The 16,819-nt window shown below is 70.2% G+C and carries 17 protein-coding genes, 1 tRNA gene and 1 pseudogene; 11 read left to right on the top strand and 8 right to left on the bottom strand.

The features are described 5' to 3' along the window. Nucleotides 1-6: 6 nt before the first annotated feature. On the bottom strand, nucleotides 7-795 hold the full coding sequence (locus GOARA_RS14785; protein ID WP_138947716.1) for an Rv1486c family protein: 789 nt from the start codon (nucleotides 793-795) through the stop codon (nucleotides 7-9). A 55-nt stretch (nucleotides 796-850) separates the two neighbouring features. On the opposite strand from GOARA_RS14785, the gene GOARA_RS14780 reads away from it, so the two are divergent. Both GOARA_RS14780 and GOARA_RS14775 read left to right on the top strand, forming a co-directional pair. Then, nucleotides 851-1,408 carry a hypothetical protein gene (locus tag GOARA_RS14780; RefSeq protein ID WP_007323210.1) on the top strand — a complete coding sequence of 186 codons (558 nt, stop codon included), beginning with the start codon at nucleotides 851-853 and terminating at the stop codon, nucleotides 1,406-1,408. Between the two features lie 64 nt (nucleotides 1,409-1,472). Then, on the top strand, nucleotides 1,473-2,297 hold the full coding sequence (locus tag GOARA_RS14775) for a DUF3097 domain-containing protein (protein ID WP_040523556.1): 825 nt from the start codon (nucleotides 1,473-1,475) through the stop codon (nucleotides 2,295-2,297). On the opposite strand, the gene GOARA_RS14770 is transcribed toward GOARA_RS14775, so the two are convergent. Continuing rightward, the gene (locus GOARA_RS14770; RefSeq protein WP_007323208.1) at nucleotides 2,266-3,027 is read right to left on the bottom strand and encodes a TVP38/TMEM64 family protein; all 762 of its coding nucleotides are present in this window, start codon (nucleotides 3,025-3,027) and stop codon (nucleotides 2,266-2,268) included. The two genes, GOARA_RS14775 and GOARA_RS14770, sit on opposite strands and share 32 nt — an antisense overlap. Before the next feature lie 94 nt (nucleotides 3,028-3,121). Here GOARA_RS14770 and GOARA_RS14765 point away from each other — a divergent pair, with 94 nt between their 5' ends. From GOARA_RS14765 to meaB, 3 genes are read left to right on the top strand one after another with little or no spacing between them, the layout of a single operon-like run. Beyond that, nucleotides 3,122-5,017 (top strand): methylmalonyl-CoA mutase family protein, encoded by a 1,896-nt coding sequence (locus tag GOARA_RS14765; protein WP_007323207.1) that lies wholly within the window; start codon nucleotides 3,122-3,124, stop codon nucleotides 5,015-5,017. Next, complete coding sequence (gene scpA / locus GOARA_RS14760; protein WP_007323206.1) at nucleotides 5,014-7,257, top strand: methylmalonyl-CoA mutase; 2,244 nt, start codon at nucleotides 5,014-5,016, stop codon at nucleotides 7,255-7,257. The genes GOARA_RS14765 and scpA overlap by 4 nt, the downstream gene beginning before the upstream one ends. After that, nucleotides 7,257-8,252, top strand: a complete 996-nt coding sequence (gene meaB / locus GOARA_RS14755; protein WP_040523453.1) for a methylmalonyl Co-A mutase-associated GTPase MeaB — start codon at nucleotides 7,257-7,259, stop codon at nucleotides 8,250-8,252. The genes scpA and meaB overlap by 1 nt, the downstream gene beginning before the upstream one ends. Before the next feature lie 27 nt (nucleotides 8,253-8,279). Here the strand turns inward: meaB and GOARA_RS14750 are convergent, their stop codons facing one another. Together GOARA_RS14750 and GOARA_RS14745 are read right to left on the bottom strand one after the other, a co-directional pair. Beyond that, nucleotides 8,280-9,236 carry a nucleoside hydrolase gene (locus tag GOARA_RS14750; RefSeq protein ID WP_007323204.1) on the bottom strand — a complete coding sequence of 319 codons (957 nt, stop codon included), beginning with the start codon at nucleotides 9,234-9,236 and terminating at the stop codon, nucleotides 8,280-8,282. A gap of 57 nt (nucleotides 9,237-9,293) precedes the next feature. Then, nucleotides 9,294-9,379 (bottom strand) — tRNA-Leu (locus GOARA_RS14745). 60 nt (nucleotides 9,380-9,439) lie between these two features. On the opposite strand from GOARA_RS14745, the gene GOARA_RS14740 reads away from it, so the two are divergent. Both GOARA_RS14740 and GOARA_RS14735 read left to right on the top strand, forming a co-directional pair. Next, the gene (locus tag GOARA_RS14740) at nucleotides 9,440-10,789 is read left to right on the top strand and encodes a M20/M25/M40 family metallo-hydrolase (RefSeq protein WP_007323203.1); all 1,350 of its coding nucleotides are present in this window, start codon (nucleotides 9,440-9,442) and stop codon (nucleotides 10,787-10,789) included. A 3-nt stretch (nucleotides 10,790-10,792) separates the two neighbouring features. Further along, a complete protein-coding gene (locus GOARA_RS14735) occupies nucleotides 10,793-11,335 on the top strand; it encodes a YbhB/YbcL family Raf kinase inhibitor-like protein (protein WP_007323202.1) in 543 nt (180 codons plus the stop codon). Nucleotides 11,336-11,347: 12 nt separating this feature from the next. Here the strand turns inward: GOARA_RS14735 and GOARA_RS19485 are convergent, their stop codons facing one another. Both GOARA_RS19485 and GOARA_RS20635 read right to left on the bottom strand, forming a co-directional pair. Next, nucleotides 11,348-12,466 (bottom strand): quinone-dependent dihydroorotate dehydrogenase, encoded by a 1,119-nt coding sequence (locus tag GOARA_RS19485; protein WP_170265454.1) that lies wholly within the window; start codon nucleotides 12,464-12,466, stop codon nucleotides 11,348-11,350. Between the two features lie 81 nt (nucleotides 12,467-12,547). Continuing rightward, a pseudogene (locus tag GOARA_RS20635) lies at nucleotides 12,548-12,988 on the bottom strand (DUF3093 domain-containing protein); the annotation flags it as partial. 23 nt (nucleotides 12,989-13,011) lie between these two features. Between GOARA_RS20635 and dut the strand changes: the two are divergent. Together dut and GOARA_RS14720 are read left to right on the top strand one after the other, a co-directional pair. Next, on the top strand, nucleotides 13,012-13,488 hold the full coding sequence (gene dut, locus GOARA_RS14725) for a dUTP diphosphatase (protein ID WP_007323200.1): 477 nt from the start codon (nucleotides 13,012-13,014) through the stop codon (nucleotides 13,486-13,488). 41 nt (nucleotides 13,489-13,529) lie between these two features. Further along, nucleotides 13,530-14,336 (top strand): DUF3710 domain-containing protein, encoded by an 807-nt coding sequence (locus tag GOARA_RS14720; RefSeq protein WP_007323199.1) that lies wholly within the window; start codon nucleotides 13,530-13,532, stop codon nucleotides 14,334-14,336. Here GOARA_RS14720 and GOARA_RS14715 read toward each other — a convergent pair whose 3' ends face one another. Next, nucleotides 14,337-15,041 (bottom strand): alpha/beta fold hydrolase, encoded by a 705-nt coding sequence (locus GOARA_RS14715; RefSeq protein WP_040523452.1) that lies wholly within the window; start codon nucleotides 15,039-15,041, stop codon nucleotides 14,337-14,339. It abuts the gene before it with no gap. A gap of 71 nt (nucleotides 15,042-15,112) precedes the next feature. Between GOARA_RS14715 and GOARA_RS14710 the strand changes: the two genes are divergently transcribed. After that, nucleotides 15,113-15,481: an OB-fold nucleic acid binding domain-containing protein gene (locus tag GOARA_RS14710; RefSeq protein WP_007323197.1), complete on the top strand. Its 369-nt coding sequence runs from the start codon at nucleotides 15,113-15,115 to the stop codon at nucleotides 15,479-15,481. Then, nucleotides 15,474-16,175, top strand: a complete 702-nt coding sequence (locus tag GOARA_RS14705; protein WP_007323196.1) for a DUF3159 domain-containing protein — start codon at nucleotides 15,474-15,476, stop codon at nucleotides 16,173-16,175. Before GOARA_RS14710 ends, GOARA_RS14705 begins: the two co-directional genes overlap by 8 nt. Here GOARA_RS14705 and GOARA_RS14700 read toward each other — a convergent pair. Beyond that, nucleotides 16,150-16,809: a potassium channel family protein gene (locus GOARA_RS14700; protein WP_007323195.1), complete on the bottom strand. Its 660-nt coding sequence runs from the start codon at nucleotides 16,807-16,809 to the stop codon at nucleotides 16,150-16,152. The two genes, GOARA_RS14705 and GOARA_RS14700, sit on opposite strands and share 26 nt — an antisense overlap. Nucleotides 16,810-16,819: the final 10 nt, after the last annotated feature.

The raw sequence follows: 16,819 nt of genomic DNA, 5'->3' as shown, positions 1-16,819 counted from the left end.
GGGGGCTCAGGCGCGCCGGAACTCCTCGATGATCTTGTTGACGGCGCCGGCCATGGCCGTTCTCGCCGCGGACGCGACCTCGCGGAGCCGGGCGTCGGAGCGGTCGGCGTGGCTGCCGGAGACGCCGAAGCTCGCGCGGCGCTGCGAGGCCAGCGCCAGCGTGGCGAGGACCTGGGCGGCCTGCGCGGCAACGTCGGCCGCGCGCGCATCCGCGCCCGGCGGAAACAGCGGCGTGAAGTTCTCGACATGAGCGGCGAGGTCGGCGCGCAGCGTGGCCGCCTCGCCCGACGACTGGCCGGGCAGTGCGGACAGGGCCGTGACGGTCTGGGTCATGGCCTCGCGCAGGGCCATGCGCGCATCGCCCAGACCGGGCGAACCCGGCGCGGTTGCGGGCCCGGGCAGCCGGTAAAGGTGCCATTCGACGGCGCGATCGGGGTCGCGCGCCGGAATCACCGCCCAGGCCGCGCCGTGTCCGGCATCGACGACCAGCGCCTCGCCCGCGATCGCCGCCGCGCCCGATGCCTGTGGCGGCAACCCGGCCGGATCGCCCGGAACCGGAAGGCGCAGCGACAGGTGCTCGGCTGATCGGAGCAGTTCCAGCCAGGTGGCAGGACCGCCATCGTCGGACCCGGCGATCAGGTCGGCGGACGTGTCGAGGCCGCGCAGCGTGTCCAAGAAGTCGTCGGCGGCGCACGCCCGGGCCACCAGCGCGGCGGCCCAAGCACCGGCGGTCGTCAACAGGAACGCGGGCTGCGCCGGTGGACGAGAATCGTTCGGGGAAGGTACGGGGGTCATAGCGAGGCCAGGATAGCCCCCGTAGCGTATCGGCCATGACCGATGACAGGCCCGCATGAGCACCGGTGGTTCGGTAGTCGACGCGCTGCCCGGAATGCTGCTCGTCATGGGCATCTTCGGTGTGCCGCCGTTCGCCGTGATCGCGGCGGTCGCCTACGGCTTGCGGGGAATGGAGCGAAACCCGGCCGCGGCCGATGTCACCGCCGCCCGCGGTCTGGGCACGTGGATGGCGCTCGCAGCGTCAGTGGTGCTGGGCGTCGCGTTGTGGTTCGCGTGGTTGAGCTGGGGCGGCTATTACACCGATGCCAGTGGGGCGGTGAACGGCCCCTACCGCCCGTGGCAGGTGATCGCCTGCGCGTTGAGTGTCGGAGCGATCTGCGCGGCGCTCGGCTGGTTCACCCGGTGGCGGATCTCCGGGCCGCTCGTCGTCGCGCTCGGAATGATCGTGGGATTCGCGACGACCTGGGGCGTCGATGCGGCGCGCCACGACGGCAGCGGCCTCTGGGGAGTGGGCTACCTGCTTCTCGCGGTCGGTGGGTCGATCGCGCTGTGCACCGTCGCCACGGTGGTGATCGGCGTTCGCGCGTGGCGCGCCGGACAGCGTTCGGTCTGACCGGATCCGGCGGTGCGGCGTTCACCGATTCCGGCGGCCTCTGGCGATACGCTGGGCGACCGTGATGGAAGATCGCTACGGACGAGACGTACTCGCGACACCGCGCCGGGGCGGCCCACGGGTTCCCGTCGTACCCGCGGAGAAGGGGCTGGTCGTCGAGGACGCGGCCAGCGGCTACTGCGGCGCGGTCGTCGGCTTCGAGAAGTCCTACGACGGATTGTTCGTCCGTCTCGAGGACCGTCACGGCGCGACGAGGATCTTTGCCATGCGGCCCGCGGCCTTCCTCATCGACGGCAAACCGGTGACCCTGGAACGGCCGACGGGATCACCGTCGTCTACGAGTGCTCAGCGCACCGCATCGGGGTCGCGCAAGGCGCAACACACGCGGGCGAGCGTGGCCCGGGCGAGCAGAATCTTCGTCGAAGGCGTCCACGACGCCACCCTGGTCGAACGCGTGTGGGGCGACGATCTGCGCGCCGAGGGGGTGGTCGTCGAGAGTCTCGACGGCCTCGACAACCTCGCGTCGGCGCTCGACGGCTTCGGCCCGGCACCCGGCCGGCGGGCCGGCATCCTCGTCGACCACCTCGTCGACGGTTCGAAAGAAGCGCGGCTCACCGCGTCGCTGGGGCAGAACGTCCTGGTCTGCGGACATCCCTACATCGACGTGTGGGAAGCGGTGAAACCGGCGTCGGTGGGCATCGCGGGGTGGCCGGTGATCCCGCGCGGCACCGACTGGAAGTCCGGCGTGTGCGCCGAACTGGGCTGGGGCAGCCCGCAGGACGGATGGCGGCGGGTCCTGGCGGGTGTGCGCGACTACCGCGACATCGAGGTGCCGTTGCTGCGGTCGATGGAGGAACTCATCGATTTCGTGACGGCCCAGGGGGAGTAGCCGCAGCGGCGTCGCCCTCGTCGGACGGGGACTCTTCGACCGGCAGCTTCGCGTCGAAGACGAGACCGAAGATGCCCAGGGCGAAGAAGAAGACCGTGCTGCCGATCAGCCACGGATTGGGCCCGCTGGTCACCGAGTGTCCGAGCAGCACCACCGCCGCGGTGCCGGGGAAGACGCCGATCAGGGTCGCGACCGTGTACGGGAAGAACCGCACCGACGACAGCGCCGAACAATAGTTCGCGAGCGAGAACGGGCACGCGGCGATCAGTCGGAGGGCGCCGACCGCCAGCCAGCCCCGTCGGGCGAGGCGCGCTTCGATCGCCATGACCACCGGCTGCTTTAGGTAGGGCTGCACCTTCGCGCGGCCGATGACCCGGATGGCGATGAACGAGGCGATGGCGGCGAACATGGTGGCCGCCATCGCCCCGGGTAGCCCGACGTACCACGGAAACAGCACGCCCGACGAGAAGGTGAAGGCGGAGCGGGGGACCGGAAAGATCGTGATCAGCGCGTAGCAGACGAAGAAGATGATGGGGAACGTCGGCCCGAGCCCCGACCGCCACGATTCGATGGCGTCGACGATCCCGCGCGTCGGCGCGACGTAGGACGTGACCATGATGGCCGCGATGACGATTCCGACCACGACGAGACGCCGGATCACCGTGCCGCGGATATCGGCTTCGAGGAGTTCGTCGCCGGTCCGCGGATGTTCGTCTGACGCACCGCTCACCTGCGCGACTCTACTGGGCGCTCATCGCCTAGTCGGAGACCGTGCGGCGAGGGGGATCGGCTATCGTCGCAAATACAATATGAAAGGCGGCGAAATGTCTCTGTCCTCCGCGTATGAAGAGTGGTCGGATGCGGCCGCCGCGGTACTCGCGAAGTCGCGTCGCGTGGACGTCGCCGACCTGCCGGCGAGTCCCACCGAGCTGCTGTCGACGCCCATTCCGGGCGGTCTGGTGGTGCGCCCGCTCTACACCCGGCTCGACGAAGCGACCGAGCCCGGTTTGCCGGGCGAGTTTCCCTTCGTTCGGGGCGCCGACCGCGTCCGCGACGTCACCATGGGCTGGCGGGTAACCGAACGGTTCGGCGACGACGATGCGGCGCCGGCCACCCTCAACGAGACGATCCTGGACGCCTGCGCGAACGGTACGAGCGGTATCTGGCTCCGCGTCGGGGTGGGGGTCGGCGTCGATGATGTGCCCGCCGCACTGACCGGGGTCTACCTGGACCTCCTTCCGGTCACGCTGGACGCCGGGGAGGCGGGCATCGCGGCCGCACGCGCGTTCACCGCCGTCCTCGACGACGCACCCGCCCCGCCGCAGGAGGCCCCGCCGACGGTCGCCACCGCGCATTCGCTGGGGTTGTCCCCGCTCACCGCCGCCTACTCGGGCCGCGCGACGGTGCCGCAGCAGGATGCCACCGCCTTGGCCGCCGAGGTCGCAGCGGGCGCGCACGCCGACCGGGTGCGCACCTTGCGCATCGACGGACTCGACTTCTCAGCGGGCGGCGCCGACCCGGTGACCGAGCTGGGACTGGTGGTCGCGGTGGGCGTCAGCCATGTACGAGACCTGGTCGACGCAGGGCTGAGCCCGGCGCAAGCGCTGCGCCAGCTCACCTTCGCCGTCAGCGTGACCGACGACCAGTTCGGCGCCATCGCCAAGCTGCGCGCGCTGCGCATGCTGTGGGCGCGGGTGGCCGAGGTGCTCGGTGTGCCGGACGCTGGTGCGGCGGTCACCCACGCGGTCACCGACCTGGCGATGTACGCGCAGCGGGACCCGTGGGTGAACATGCTGCGCAGCACGGTCGCGGCGTTCGGCGCCGGTGTGGGCGGTGCCGACCAAGTCACCGTGCACCCCTTCGACGCGGCGATTCCCGGCGACAGCCGGAGCGCCAAGCCGGCGTTCGCGCGACGCATCGCGCGCAACACCCAGCTACTCCTGCTCGAGGAGTCCAACATCGGCCGGGTGCTTGACCCGGGTGGGGGCTCCTGGTTCATCGAGTCGCTCACCAACGACCTGGCCGAGGCCGCATGGGGTGTCTTCACCGATGTCGAAGCGCAGGGCGGCTACCGGACCGCGCTGGGCGACGGCCGGGTGGCCGAACGGATCTCGGCCGCGCTCGCCGACCGCGACGCCGGCGTGGCGAAAAGGTCGACGCCTGTCACCGGAGTCAGCGAGTTCCCCAACCTCGACGAGCCGGTGCTGCTGCCCGGTGCCGCATCGACGACTGAGCTGCCGGGGGCCCCGCCGAACCTCGCACGCGTCGCTCGGCATTTCGAGGCGCTGCGCGACCGGGCCGACGCGGTGGCCGCCGGCGGCACCCGCCCCAGCGTGCTGCTGATCCCGCTGGGCCCGATCGCCGAGCACAACGGGCGCACTACGTTCATCGCCAACCTGCTGGCGGCCGGCGGGATCGCCGCCGTGAACCCCGGACCGGTCACCGCCGACCGGATCGTCGCGCTCGTCGCCGAACACGCCCCGCGCGTCGCGGTGCTGTGCGGGTCGAAGGCCCGCTACGCGGAAGAAGGCCCCGCCGCGCTGGCGGCCGCCAAGGGCGCGGGCATCGCCCGCGTGTATCTCGCCGGCCCCGACAAGGAATGGCCCGACCCGGAGTCGCCGCCGGACGGGTCGCTGCGTGCCGGAATCGACGCGGTCGCGGCACTCACCGACATGGTCGACCTGATCACCGAAGCGCCGACGGCGGGAGCACCGGCATGAGTGAGTATTCCGTCCCCGACTTCGCCGGTGTTCCGCTGCGATCGGACTCGTCGGAGCCGCCGGTGACCGTCGCCCAGGCGACCGAGCGGATCGAAGCGGCCGCGCGGGCGCACGGCTACAGCGCCGAGCAGGTGGTCTGGCAGACGCCTGAACAGATCGACGTGAAACCGATCTACACCCGCGCCGATCGTGACGCGGTTGCCGCCGAGTACCCGCTCGACTCCGTCCCGGGCGCGGCGCCGTTCATCCGCGGCCCGTACCCGACGATGTACGTGAACCAGCCCTGGACGATCCGCCAATACGCGGGCTTCTCCACCGCCGCGGAGTCCAACGCCTTCTACCGCCGCAACCTCGCCGCGGGGCAGAAGGGCCTGTCGGTCGCCTTCGACCTGGCCACGCACCGCGGCTACGACTCCGACCATCCGCGCGTGGCCGGCGATGTCGGCATGGCCGGTGTCGCGATCGACTCGATCCTCGACATGCGCCAGCTCTTCGACGGCATCGACCTGGGCAACGTGTCGGTGTCGATGACGATGAACGGGGCGGTGCTACCGATCCTCGCGCTCTACGTCGTGGCCGCGGAGGAACAAGGCGTGCCGCCGGAGAAGCTGGCCGGGACCATCCAGAACGACATCCTCAAAGAGTTCATGGTCCGCAACACCTACATCTATCCGCCCGACCCCTCGATGCGGATCATCTCCGACATCTTCGGCTACACCAGTGCCAAGATGCCGAAGTTCAACTCCATCTCGATCTCCGGCTATCACATCCAGGAAGCCGGGGCGACCGCCGATCTGGAGCTCGCCTACACGCTGGCCGACGGTGTCGAATACATCCGCGCCGGTCTCGACGCGGGCCTCGACATCGACAAGTTCGCTCCCCGGCTCTCCTTCTTCTGGGGCATCGGGATGAACTTCTTCATGGAGGTGGCCAAATTGCGCGCCGCCCGCCTCATCTGGAGTGAGCTGGTCGCCCAGTTCAACCCGCGCAGCGCGAAATCGCTGTCGCTGCGCACCCACTCGCAGACCTCGGGGTGGTCGTTGACGGCCCAGGACGTGTTCAACAACGTCGCGCGCACCGCCGTCGAGGCGATGGCGGCGACCCAGGGGCATACGCAGTCGCTGCACACCAACGCCCTCGACGAGGCCCTCGCCCTGCCGACGGACTTCTCCGCCCGCATCGCGCGCAACACGCAGCTGCTGTTGCAGCAGGAATCGGGTACAACCCGCCCGATCGATCCGTGGGCCGGCTCCAACTATGTCGAGTGGCTCACCGCCCAACTCGCATCCCGCGCCCGCGCGCACATCGCCGAGGTCGAAGAGGCCGGGGGCATGGCGAAGGCGATCAGCGAAGGTCTGCCGAAGCTGCGGATCGAGGAATCCGCCGCCCGCACCCAGGCGCGGATCGACTCCGGCCATCAACCGGTCATCGGGGTGAACAAGTACCAGGTCACCGATGACGAGGAGATCGAGGTCCTCAAGGTCGAGAATTCCAAGGTCCGCGCCGAGCAGCTCGCCAAGCTGGCGAAGCTGCGGGAGGAGCGCGATTCGGCCGAGGTCGAGTCGGCCCTGGAGGCGCTCACCCGGGCCGCCGGACAGCCCGGCGGCTCGATGGACACCAACCTGATGGCGTTGGCGATCGACGCCGCCCGCCACGGTGCGACCGGAGGCGAGATCTCCGACGCGATGGAGAAGGTGTTCGGGCGCCATCAGGCCGAGATCCGTACCATCAGCGGTGTGTATCGCCACGAGGCGGGAGAATCCGGCAACATCGACGCCGCGACGGCACTGGTCGAGGAGTTCGCCAAGGCCGAGGGCCGGCGGCCTCGCGTCCTGGTCGCCAAGATGGGCCAGGACGGGCACGACCGTGGACAGAAGGTGATCGCGACGGCGTTCGCCGATCTCGGCTTCGACGTCGACGTCGGCCCGTTGTTCTCGACGCCCGAGGAGGTCGCGGCCCAGGCCGCCGACAACGACGTCCACGTCGTCGGTGTCTCCTCGCTGGCCGCCGGACACCTGACGCTGGTGCCCGCACTGCGCGACGCCCTGGCGGCCGTCGGACGCGAGGACATCATGATCGTGGTCGGCGGCGTGATCCCGCCCGGCGACTTCCAGGAGCTGTACGACGCCGGTGCCGCCGCCATCTTCCCGCCGGGCACGGTCATCGCCGATTCGGCCGTCGAGCTGATCGGCAAGCTGGCCGACGCTTTGGGCCTGCAGCTGTCTGGCGCGGGGAAGTAGTGGTCGCTGGATCGGCGCGCACAGACCCCGAGCTGCTCGGCGACGGAGTCTTGGCCGGGCGTCGCTCGGATTTGGCGCGGGCCATCACCCTGGTCGAGTCCACCAACCCGGGGCACCGGCTCAAGGCCCAGGAGTTGCTACTGGCGATGACCCCGCACGCGGGGGAGTCGTTCCGGGTCGGCATCACCGGCGTGCCGGGTGTGGGCAAGTCGACGACGATCGAAGCCCTCGGCATGTACCTGATCGAGCAGGGCCACCGGGTCGCGGTCCTCGCCGTCGACCCGTCGTCGACGCGCACCGGCGGTTCGATCCTCGGCGACAAGACGCGCATGGGCCGGCTCGCGGCCCACCCGGACGCCTACATCCGGCCGTCGCCGACGGCGGGCACCCTGGGGGGCGTGGCCAAAGCGACGCGCGAGACGATCGTGCTCGTCGAGGCGGCCGGGTACGACGTCGTCCTGGTCGAGACCGTCGGAGTGGGGCAGTCGGAGGTCACCGTGGCCAACATGGTCGACACCTTCACCTTCCTCACCCTGGCCCGCACGGGTGACTCGCTCCAGGGGATCAAGAAGGGCGTGCTCGAACTGGCCGATGTCATCGTCGTCAACAAGGCCGACGGCAAGCATGTGAACGAGGCTCGGGCCGCCGCCCGCGAGCTGCGCGGCGCGCTGAGCCTGATCTACCCGCACGACGCGTTCTGGACGCCACCGGTGCTGACGATGAGCGCGCTGGAGAACTCCGGCGTCGACGAGTTCTGGACGGCCGTGCAGCGGCACCGCAAAGCGATGGTCGACACCGACCGGTTCGAGACCCATCGCAGTACCCAGCAGGTCGACTGGATGTGGACGATGGTCCACGACGAACTGCTCGCTCGCCTCGCCTCGAACCCGTCGGTCGCGCAGGTGCGCGCCGGCATCGAACGCCGGATCGGCAGCGGCGAACTGACGCCCACCCTCGGTGCCGCGGAGATTCTCGCCTCCTTCGATCAGCGCTGAAGCCGGCATCGTCTCGCCGGTCACGCGTCAATCGCGCGCGAGACGGGCGAGGACCTCCACCAACTCGTCGAGCATGGCCTCGGTGTCGGCCTCGGCCACCACGAACGCGTTCGGCGCGCCGATCATGCCGCGGCGGTCGGCGACGGTCATCGCCCGGGTGTGAGTGCCGGTCAGCTCGACGACGACGCGGGCGGCCTCGCAGGAGACCCGGCCGGGGTCGAGTGCGACCATGGCCGCGAACGGGTCGTGCAGATAGGCCAGGTAGCCCTCGTCCTGCGACCGGTGGAACTCGAAGTAGAAGCGCAGCGCGTCGTCGACGAGGGCGGTGAGCGGAGCGTCGCCGGTGCGACGGCGCAGCGCGGCGAGGTGATCCGGGGTGAACCGCATCTGTTCGGTGATGTTCAGACCGCACACGACGGGCGACGGGGCGTCGGGGCGGTCGAAGGCGGCGAAGACTTCGTCGGCGGCTTCGGGGTCGACCACCATGTTCCACTCCGCGACCGGCGTCGTGTTGCCCGCGACGCCGAAGGCCCCGCCCATGATGACCAGGCGGCGGAGTCGCGTGGGAAGGTCGGGGTCGAGGCGAGTGGCGAGCGCCAGGTTGGTGAGCGGACCGACGACGAGACCGACGAGGTCGCCGTCGTGCGCCGCGGCCGTGCGAACCCAGGCGTGAGCTCCTTCCAGGTCCGCGGCGGATGCGGTGGCGGGCGGCAGTTGCGCGTACCCGACTCCGCGGGGTCCGTGCGTGTCTTCGGCGGTGCGCAGCGGGATGGCGAGCGGGCCGGCCGCGCCCCGGAAGACCGGGATGTCCGATCGTCCGCACAAGCCGAGCCAGGCGAGATTGTTCTCGACGACGACCTCGGTCGGCACGTTTCCGGCGGTCGACACGACCCCGAGGAGTTCGGCATCGGGTCGGGCGAGCAGGTAGAGCAGCGCCAGGGAGTCGTCGATGCCGGTGTCGCAGTCGAGCAGCAGCCGGGTCACGAACGGACCATAGCCGATGAAAAATCCCCGACCGGATTCGGTCGGGGATTCCTTCGGTGTCCGAGGGGGGACTTGAACCCCCACGCCCGTTAATAGGGCACTAGCACCTCAAGCTAGCGCGTCTGCCATTCCGCCACTCGGACTCGGTGCCGGATAACACTAACCGAGGACGCGGCGTTTACCCAAATTCGCATAATGGAACCGTGACTACCTCCCGCGCACTCGACGAAGTCGTCGATCTGATCGCCCAACTGATTCGCTTCGACACCTCCAACACCGGCGAGCCGGAGACCACCAAGGGCGAGGAGGAATGCGCGCGCTGGGTGGCCGATCGACTCGCCGAAGCGGGTTATGAGACCACCTACGTCGAGTCCGGGCAACCCGGTCGCGGCAACGTGTTCGCCCGGCTTCCCGGCGACCCCGAGAGCCGCGCCGGTGCGCTGCTGGTGCACAGCCACCTCGACGTCGTGCCCGCCGAAGCCGAGGACTGGGCGGTGCATCCGTTCTCGGGCGCGATCGCCGACGGGTACATCTGGGGCCGGGGCGCGGTCGACATGAAGGACATGGCCGGAATGGCGCTGGCCCTGGCGCGCCAGTTCGCGCGGGAGGGCACCGTCCCGCCCAGAGATCTCGTGTTCGCCTTCCTCGCCGACGAGGAGGCCGGAGGCAAATGGGGGTCGCAGTGGCTCGTCGAGCATCGCCCCGACCTGTTCGAGGGAATCACCGAAGCGGTCGGCGAGGTCGGCGGCTTCTCGCTCACCGTCGATCGCCCCGACGGCCGGCAGCGGCGTCTGTACCTGGTCGAAACGGCCGAGAAGGGCCTGTCGTGGATGCGCCTGCGGGCGACCGGCACCGCCGGACACGGCTCGTTCCTGCACTCCGACAACGCGGTGACCGAGCTGGCGGCGGCGGTGGCCCGCATCGGCGCCCACCAGTTCCCGCTGGTCCTCTCCGATTCGGTGACCGAGTTCCTGGCGGCCGCCGCCGAGGAGACCGGGCTGGATCTCGGCGCGCAGACGCCGGACCTGGAGACCGCGCTGTTCAAGCTCGGCGGTCTGGCGCGAATCATCGGTGCCACGCTGCGCGACACGGCCAACCCCACGATGCTGAACGCCGGCTACAAAGCCAACGTGATTCCGCAGACCGCGGAGGCGGTGATCGACTGCCGGGTGCTGCCCGGGCGCCAGGCGGCTTTCGAGGCCGAGATCGATGAGTTGCTCGGCCCGAACGTCACCCGGGAGTGGGTGACGCACCTGGAGCCCTACGAGACGACTTTCGACGGTCATCTGGTCGATGCGATGAACGACGCGATCCTGGCGCACGACCCCGACGGCCGGACCGTGCCCTACATGCTGTCCGGCGGCACCGATGCCAAGGCCTTCGCCAAGCTCGGCATCCGGTGCTTCGGCTTCTCCCCGTTGCAGTTGCCGCCGGAACTGGACTTCGCCGCCTTGTTCCACGGGGTTGACGAACGCGTACCGGTGGATTCAGTGTTGTTCGGTACCAAGGTTTTCGAGCATTTCCTGTTGCACAGCGCACCGACCGAAAGGTGACCCATGCCCGACTCGTCCTACGACCCGTACGCCGCTTTGCCCCAGCTCCCGGGGTTCACGCTCACCTCGGCCGACGTCACCGACGGTGCCCCGCTGGCCACTCCCCAGGTGAGCGGGATCATGGGTGCGGGCGGTGAGGATGTGTCGCCGCAGCTGAGCTGGTCGGGCTTCCCGCCGGAGACGCGCAGCTTCGCCGTCACCGTCTACGACCCGGACGCGCCGACCGCGTCGGGTTTCTGGCACTGGGCGGTGGCCGACATCCCGGTGTCGGTCACGTCGCTGGCTGCCGGCGCCGGCGACGGCGAGGCCGGGTCGCTGCCCGACGGTGCGGTCACCTTGGCCAATGACGCGTCGGGCAAGCGCTACATCGGCGCCGCCCCGCCCGCCGGACACGGCCCGCACCGCTACTTCGTGGCCGTCCACGCCGTCGACGTCGAATCGCTCGGCCTGCCCGACGGCGCCACGCCTGCCTACCTCGGCTTCAACCTGTTCTCCCACGCGATCGCGCGCGCCGTCGTCGTCGGCACCTACGAGCAGAAGGCCTAGCCGCTCGGGGCGTCAGCCCGCGGCGGTGCGGTGTCCGGCACCGACCGCCTCGGCTATCGAGGCGAAGCCGGCGCCGCGCACCTTGGCGGCCAGTCCGGCGTGAATGTCCTTCGCGTACAGGGGGCCGCCGTAGATGAAGCCGGTGTAGCCCTGCAGGAGCGTGGCGCCGGCGAGGATGCGCTCCCACGCGTCGTCGGCAGTCTCGATGCCACCCGCGCTGACCAGGAGCAGGTCGTCGCCGACGCGCGCGTACAGCCGGCGGAGGACGGCCAGCGAGCGGTCGGCGACGGGTGGGCCGGAAAGCCCGCCGTCCCCGGCTTTGGACACTTGCTCCGGCGACGATCGCAGCCCGGCCCGGGAAATGGTCGTGTTCGTGGCGACGATGCCGGCCAATCCGGTCTCGACCGCCAGATCGGCGACGGCATCCACGTCGTCGTCGGCCAGGTCGGGGGCTATCTTCACCAGAACCGGCCGATCGGTGGCCGCTCGCACGGCGGCGAGGATCGGTCGCAGTTGTTCGACCGCTTGCAAGTCGCGCAATCCAGGTGTGTTCGGCGAACTGACGTTGACCACGACGAAGTCGGCGAGCGGGCCGAGTCGTGTCGCGCTGTGGGTGTAGTCGTCGGCGGCGGCGGACAACTCGACCGCCTTGGTCTTTCCGATGTTGGCGCCGATGGGCACCGCATGGCCGCGCGACGACCGCAACGCCTTGCCCAATCGGGTCGCCGTGGCGTCCGCGCCGGGGTTGTTGAAGCCCATGCGGTTGATCAGGGCGCGGTCGGCCGTCAGCCGGAACAGCCGGGGTTTGGGATTGCCCGGCTGGGCCTGTCCGGTGATGGTGCCGATCTCGGCGTAGCCGAATCCCATCGGGCCCCACGAGCGCACGGCTGCGGCGCTCTTGTCGAATCCGGCGGCGAGCCCCAGTGGAGCGGGGAACACCGTGCCGAGCGCCTCTTGCCGCAGGATCGGGTCGTCGACCGTCAAGGCGCGGCCGACGAGGCGGCCGGCGCCGGGAAGCGCGCCGACGAGCCTGATCGCGCCCGATGCGATGCCGTGCACCGTCTCGGCCGGCAGGCGGAACATCAGCCACCGCAACGGCGGATAAAGCGCCGCGCCGAGGGCGCTGATCACCAGCGAACGTTCCGGTGCCACCGGGGCGGGGGACTCCGGAGTTCCGGCGAGGCGGGCATCGGCGACGCCCAGCGCGGACAGGAGTTTGTCCGGGTGGCGGGTCGACACCAGCCAATAGGGCGTGGGGTCGTCGGGGTCGTCGAGAACCAGCAGCACCATCGGCCGGACCCAGCTGTGATGCACCAGGAAGGCTGCGGGGTCGAGTTGCCGGCCCATGGCCGCGCTCTTGGCACTGGGCGGCACCGACGCGCCCCGACCGATCACCGAGCCGGGCAGCCGTGCCCCGCCGGCGTGGAGCTCGCCATCGGCGGTCACGCGGATGCGCCGGCGGCTCACCGAGACGAGTACCGCGACGAGGAGCGCGGCGACCGCGGGGAAGACCCACCAGCTCCACGCCGCACCGTGTGCGCCGAGGCGAATCTCGTAGCCGAGCACTCCGGTGAGCACCGCGGCGGCCAACCACCACCAGAGCGGCACCCACAACCGTTCGTCGTATCGGTCAGTCTGGGCGTCACTAGTCACGCGGCTCAGCGTAGTCTGCGGGTGTGTCCGATCGAATTCCGTCACCCCCCGCCGTCGACGCGCTGCGGATCCGCCGCCTCGACAAGGACCTGCCGTTGCCGGCCCGAGCTCATCCCGGCGACGCGGGAATCGACCTCTACTCGACGACCGATGCCGAGCTGCGCCCCGGGCGGCGGCAACTGGTCGGAACCGGCGTCGCGATTGCCCTGCCGTTCGGCACGGTCGGGCTGATCCACCCGCGATCCGGGCTGGCCGCGCGAGCCGGACTGTCCATCGTCAACACGCCGGGAACGATTGACGCCGGATATCGCGGGGAGATCAAGGTGTGTTTGATTAATCTCGACACCGACGAGCCCGTCGTCATCAAGCGCGGCGACCGGATCGCGCAGCTCGTGGTCCAACGGGTCGAACTGCCCGACCTCGAAGAGGTCGAGGAACTCGACGACACGAGTCGCGGAGCCGGCGGCTACGGATCGAGCGGCGGCCACGCGGCGCTGTGAGATCCGGCGACACGGTGAGACCAGCACGGCAGGAGTGGGACATGGCAGGACAGGCGAGGGTCGGCGAGGCAGCCGGGCCGTACGATTTCGCCGATTTGGCGAACAGCCCAGACGAGCTGGCCAACTCGCATCTCGACCTCGGTTCGGTGCTGGTCCCGGTCGTCGAGGGCGGACAGGTCAGCGTCGAGATGTCGGTGGACCACCAGCCTGAGGCCGTGTACCTGCTGACGCCGGTCGGCCGTGTCTCGGTGGCGGCTTACGCCGCGCCGAAGTCACCCGGACAGTGGCGCGAGGTCGTGGGGGAGTTGGCCGAGTCGATCCGGGCCGAAGGAGCCGAGGCGCGGACCGAGAACGGGCACTGGGGGCGAGAGATTTTCGCCGAGGTGCCCGGTGACGAATGCCACCGGTTCATCGGCGTCGACGGGCCTCGATGGATGGTGCGGTGCGTTGCCAGCGGTCCGCCGGAGACGGCCGAGCAGCTCGCCCAGCTCGCCCGGGCGGTGCTGGCGGAATCGGTGGTCCGCCGCGGGAACGACCCGTATCCGCCGCGCGAGCCGTTGCCGCTGATCCTCCCCGACGTGCTGGCCGAGCAGGTCCGAGCGGCCCAGCAGCAGATGGTCGATGAAGGACAGTTGGCGCTCGACGACCTGCCGCCGGATTTCGCCGACGGCGGTGTTCCCCAAGAGCCGCTGGTCAGCGACGCCCAGCCCGGGTTCGCCGAGCCGCAACCCGGCGAGCAGGCGAGTGGTCAGTCGGCGCCGGGCGCGCCCGCGGGTGGTCCGGAAGGGGCACGTCGGTCCCGCGTCTCGCGCGGCACCGCGATGCAGCAGTTGCGCCGCCGTCGCTGATCAGACCGACTCGGACTGTCGCGCTTGCGTCCAGGCCTGCGCCGCCAGACGCCCCAGCGTCGCCGGCTCATGTCCCCAGGCGTCGAGGGTGGTGCGACGCAGCGCCGAACGCGGGGCGGCGGCCGCCCACTCCTCGCCGACCGCGGCGGGGTGGAGAGGATCGTCGTCGGAGACCACCACGGACAGCGGCACGGCGAGATGTTCCAGTTCCCCGGGTGTCGGGCCGACCATGGTCGCGGCCGCGCGCAACTGCTCGACGAGTGCGGGGTAGAGGGCGGTCCAGGAGCGGGTCAGCTCCGCGGCCAGCCACGGCGGACTGGAGGCGGCCATCGCGTCGATGGTGGCGGTGAGCCCGTCGCGCGTCAGCGCGTCGGCGGTCGCCTTCGCCGAAGCCGCCGCCACGCTGCCCGCCGGCTCCCCGGACCAGGGCGGAAGGGCCGCCCACACTCCGGCACAACTGCGGGACCCGGCGCGAAGCGCCCACCGGGTGGCGACGCTGGCACCGATCGACACGCCGCCGACCAGGATCGGGCCGTCGCGGTCGGCGAGCTCGTCGAGCGCCCGCAGGTACTCGTCGACGAGTTCGGCGCCCGGCGGCAGCGCCACCAGCGGGATCTGCGCCGCTTGCGCAGCGGGGCCGAACGCGCGACGGGCGTAGTCGTCGTCGGATCCGGTGCCGGCCATCACGACCAAAGGGCTGGACATGACTTGATCCTGCCCCAGGACTACCCTGGGCAGCGAAACGGTAAGCAACTTCTCTTGCCCGGGAGGGTGTGATGGCCACAGCCGGCTATCTGCGGCGGATGACGCGCAAGCTCGTCGAAGATCTGGAGGTCGCCGACGCGGCCGACATCGCCGACGAGTCGCGATCCCACGGCGCCCAGTGCGCCTCCGAATGCGCCCGAGGCGAGGAGGTGCGCATCTTCGGCGAGCTGCGGTCGGTGCAGACCTGTTCCAAGAACGCCAAGGCCGGGGTGGTGGCCGAGTTCTTCGACGGAACCGACATCGTCACCCTCAAATGGCTGGGGCGCAATCGGATCCCGGGAATCGAACCGGGCCGCAAACTGTGGGTGTCGGGCCGCGTCGGCGAGAAGGACGGCACCAAGGTGATCTTCAACCCGTACTACGACCTCGACGGTGACTGAGGCCCACACCCGCCCCGGCGGCGACCGCGACGAACCGGAATCGCAGGACGACGCCGGTCGGGCGGAGCAGGTGGAGAACGCGCGAGAGCCCAAGACCCTGCTCGAGCAGATGGGCGGCGTGTCCAGTCTGGTCTATTCGACGCTGCCGATCGTCGTCTTCGTCCCGGCGAACGCCTGGTTCGGGTTGCGCGGAGCGATCTTCGCCGCGCTGGGCGTGGCCACCGCGATCCTCTGCTATCGCCTCTACCGCCGCGAGGACGTCACACCGGCGATCTCCGGGTTCCTCGGCGTCGCGATCTGCGCCTATATCGCCAACCGGACCGGCGACGCGAAGGGCTATTTCCTGTTCGGCATCTGGACGATGCTGGTGTATTCGGCCCTGCTGGTGCTGTCGATCATCGTCCGATGGCCGCTGATCGGCGTCGTCTGGAACCTGGTGAACGGGGCGGGCACGGCGTGGCGCCGCGACCGCCCGACGCTGATCGCCTACGACCTGGCGACGGCGCTTTGGGCGGCGGTGTTCATCGCGCGGTACCTCGTGCAGTCGAATCTCTACGACTCCGGCCACACCGGCCTGCTGGCCGCCGCCCGCATCGGCATGGGATGGCCGCTGACGATCCTCGCCGTGGTCGCGACAGTCCTGCTCGTCCGTCGCGCCGACCGATTCGCTAGTCGAGGTGCATCGCGGACTTGAGGGCGTCCTCGACGTCCTCGGGGGCGACGAACACGAGTTCGTCCCCGCCCTCCACCGAGTCGTCGGACTGCGGCGCGATGACCCGGTTGCCGCGCAGAACGGCGACGAGGGCGACATCGCGTGGCAGTCCGAGCTTGCCCACCGGGCGACCCGCGAGCGGAGTGTTGTCCGGGAGCGTCATCTCCACCAGGTTCGCTTGACCCTGCCGGAAGGTCATCAATCGCACGAGGTCGCCGACGCTGACCGCCTCCTCGACCAACGAGGCCAGGATGCGCGGGGTGGACACCGCGACGTCGACACCCCAATCGTCGTCGAATAGCCACTCGTTGCGCGGATCGTTGACCCGGGCGACGACGCGGTTGACCGCGAACTCGGTCTTCGCCAGCAGGGCGACGACGACATTCGCCTTGTCGTCACCGGTCGCCGCCACCATGACGTCGTAGTCCTGCAGTTGGGCGCGCTCCAGGTTGGTGAGTTCACACGCGTCGCCGGTCACCCATTCGGCACCCGGGACGGCGTCGGGCTCGACGTTGCTCGGCTCCCGCTCGAACAGGGTCACCGCATGCTTGTTGGCCAGCAGTTCGCGGGCGATGGAACGGCCGACCGCGCCGGCACCGGCGATCGCGACTTTCACGGATGGACCT

Origin of the sequence: Gordonia araii NBRC 100433 (assembly GCF_000241265.1) — a bacterium.
GTDB classification, from domain to species: Bacteria; Actinomycetota; Actinomycetes; order Mycobacteriales; family Mycobacteriaceae; genus Gordonia; species Gordonia araii.
This window is presented reverse-complemented; position numbering and strand designations above follow the sequence as displayed.

What these genes read in the sequence shown, in the direction of transcription:
- GOARA_RS14785 (WP_138947716.1), bottom strand. Translation starts at nt 795, where the DNA reads ATGACCCCCGTACCTTCCCCGAACGATTCTCGTCCACCGGCGCAGCCC.
- GOARA_RS14780 (WP_007323210.1), top strand. Translation starts at nt 851, where the DNA reads ATGAGCACCGGTGGTTCGGTAGTCGACGCGCTGCCCGGAATGCTGCTC.
- GOARA_RS14775 (WP_040523556.1), top strand. Translation starts at nt 1,473, where the DNA reads ATGGAAGATCGCTACGGACGAGACGTACTCGCGACACCGCGCCGGGGC.
- GOARA_RS14765 (WP_007323207.1), top strand. Translation starts at nt 3,122, where the DNA reads ATGTCTCTGTCCTCCGCGTATGAAGAGTGGTCGGATGCGGCCGCCGCG.
- scpA (WP_007323206.1), top strand. Translation starts at nt 5,014, where the DNA reads ATGAGTGAGTATTCCGTCCCCGACTTCGCCGGTGTTCCGCTGCGATCG.
- GOARA_RS14735 (WP_007323202.1), top strand. Translation starts at nt 10,793, where the DNA reads ATGCCCGACTCGTCCTACGACCCGTACGCCGCTTTGCCCCAGCTCCCG.
- GOARA_RS14720 (WP_007323199.1), top strand. Translation starts at nt 13,530, where the DNA reads ATGGCAGGACAGGCGAGGGTCGGCGAGGCAGCCGGGCCGTACGATTTC.
- GOARA_RS14715 (WP_040523452.1), bottom strand. Translation starts at nt 15,041, where the DNA reads ATGTCCAGCCCTTTGGTCGTGATGGCCGGCACCGGATCCGACGACGAC.
- GOARA_RS14710 (WP_007323197.1), top strand. Translation starts at nt 15,113, where the DNA reads ATGGCCACAGCCGGCTATCTGCGGCGGATGACGCGCAAGCTCGTCGAA.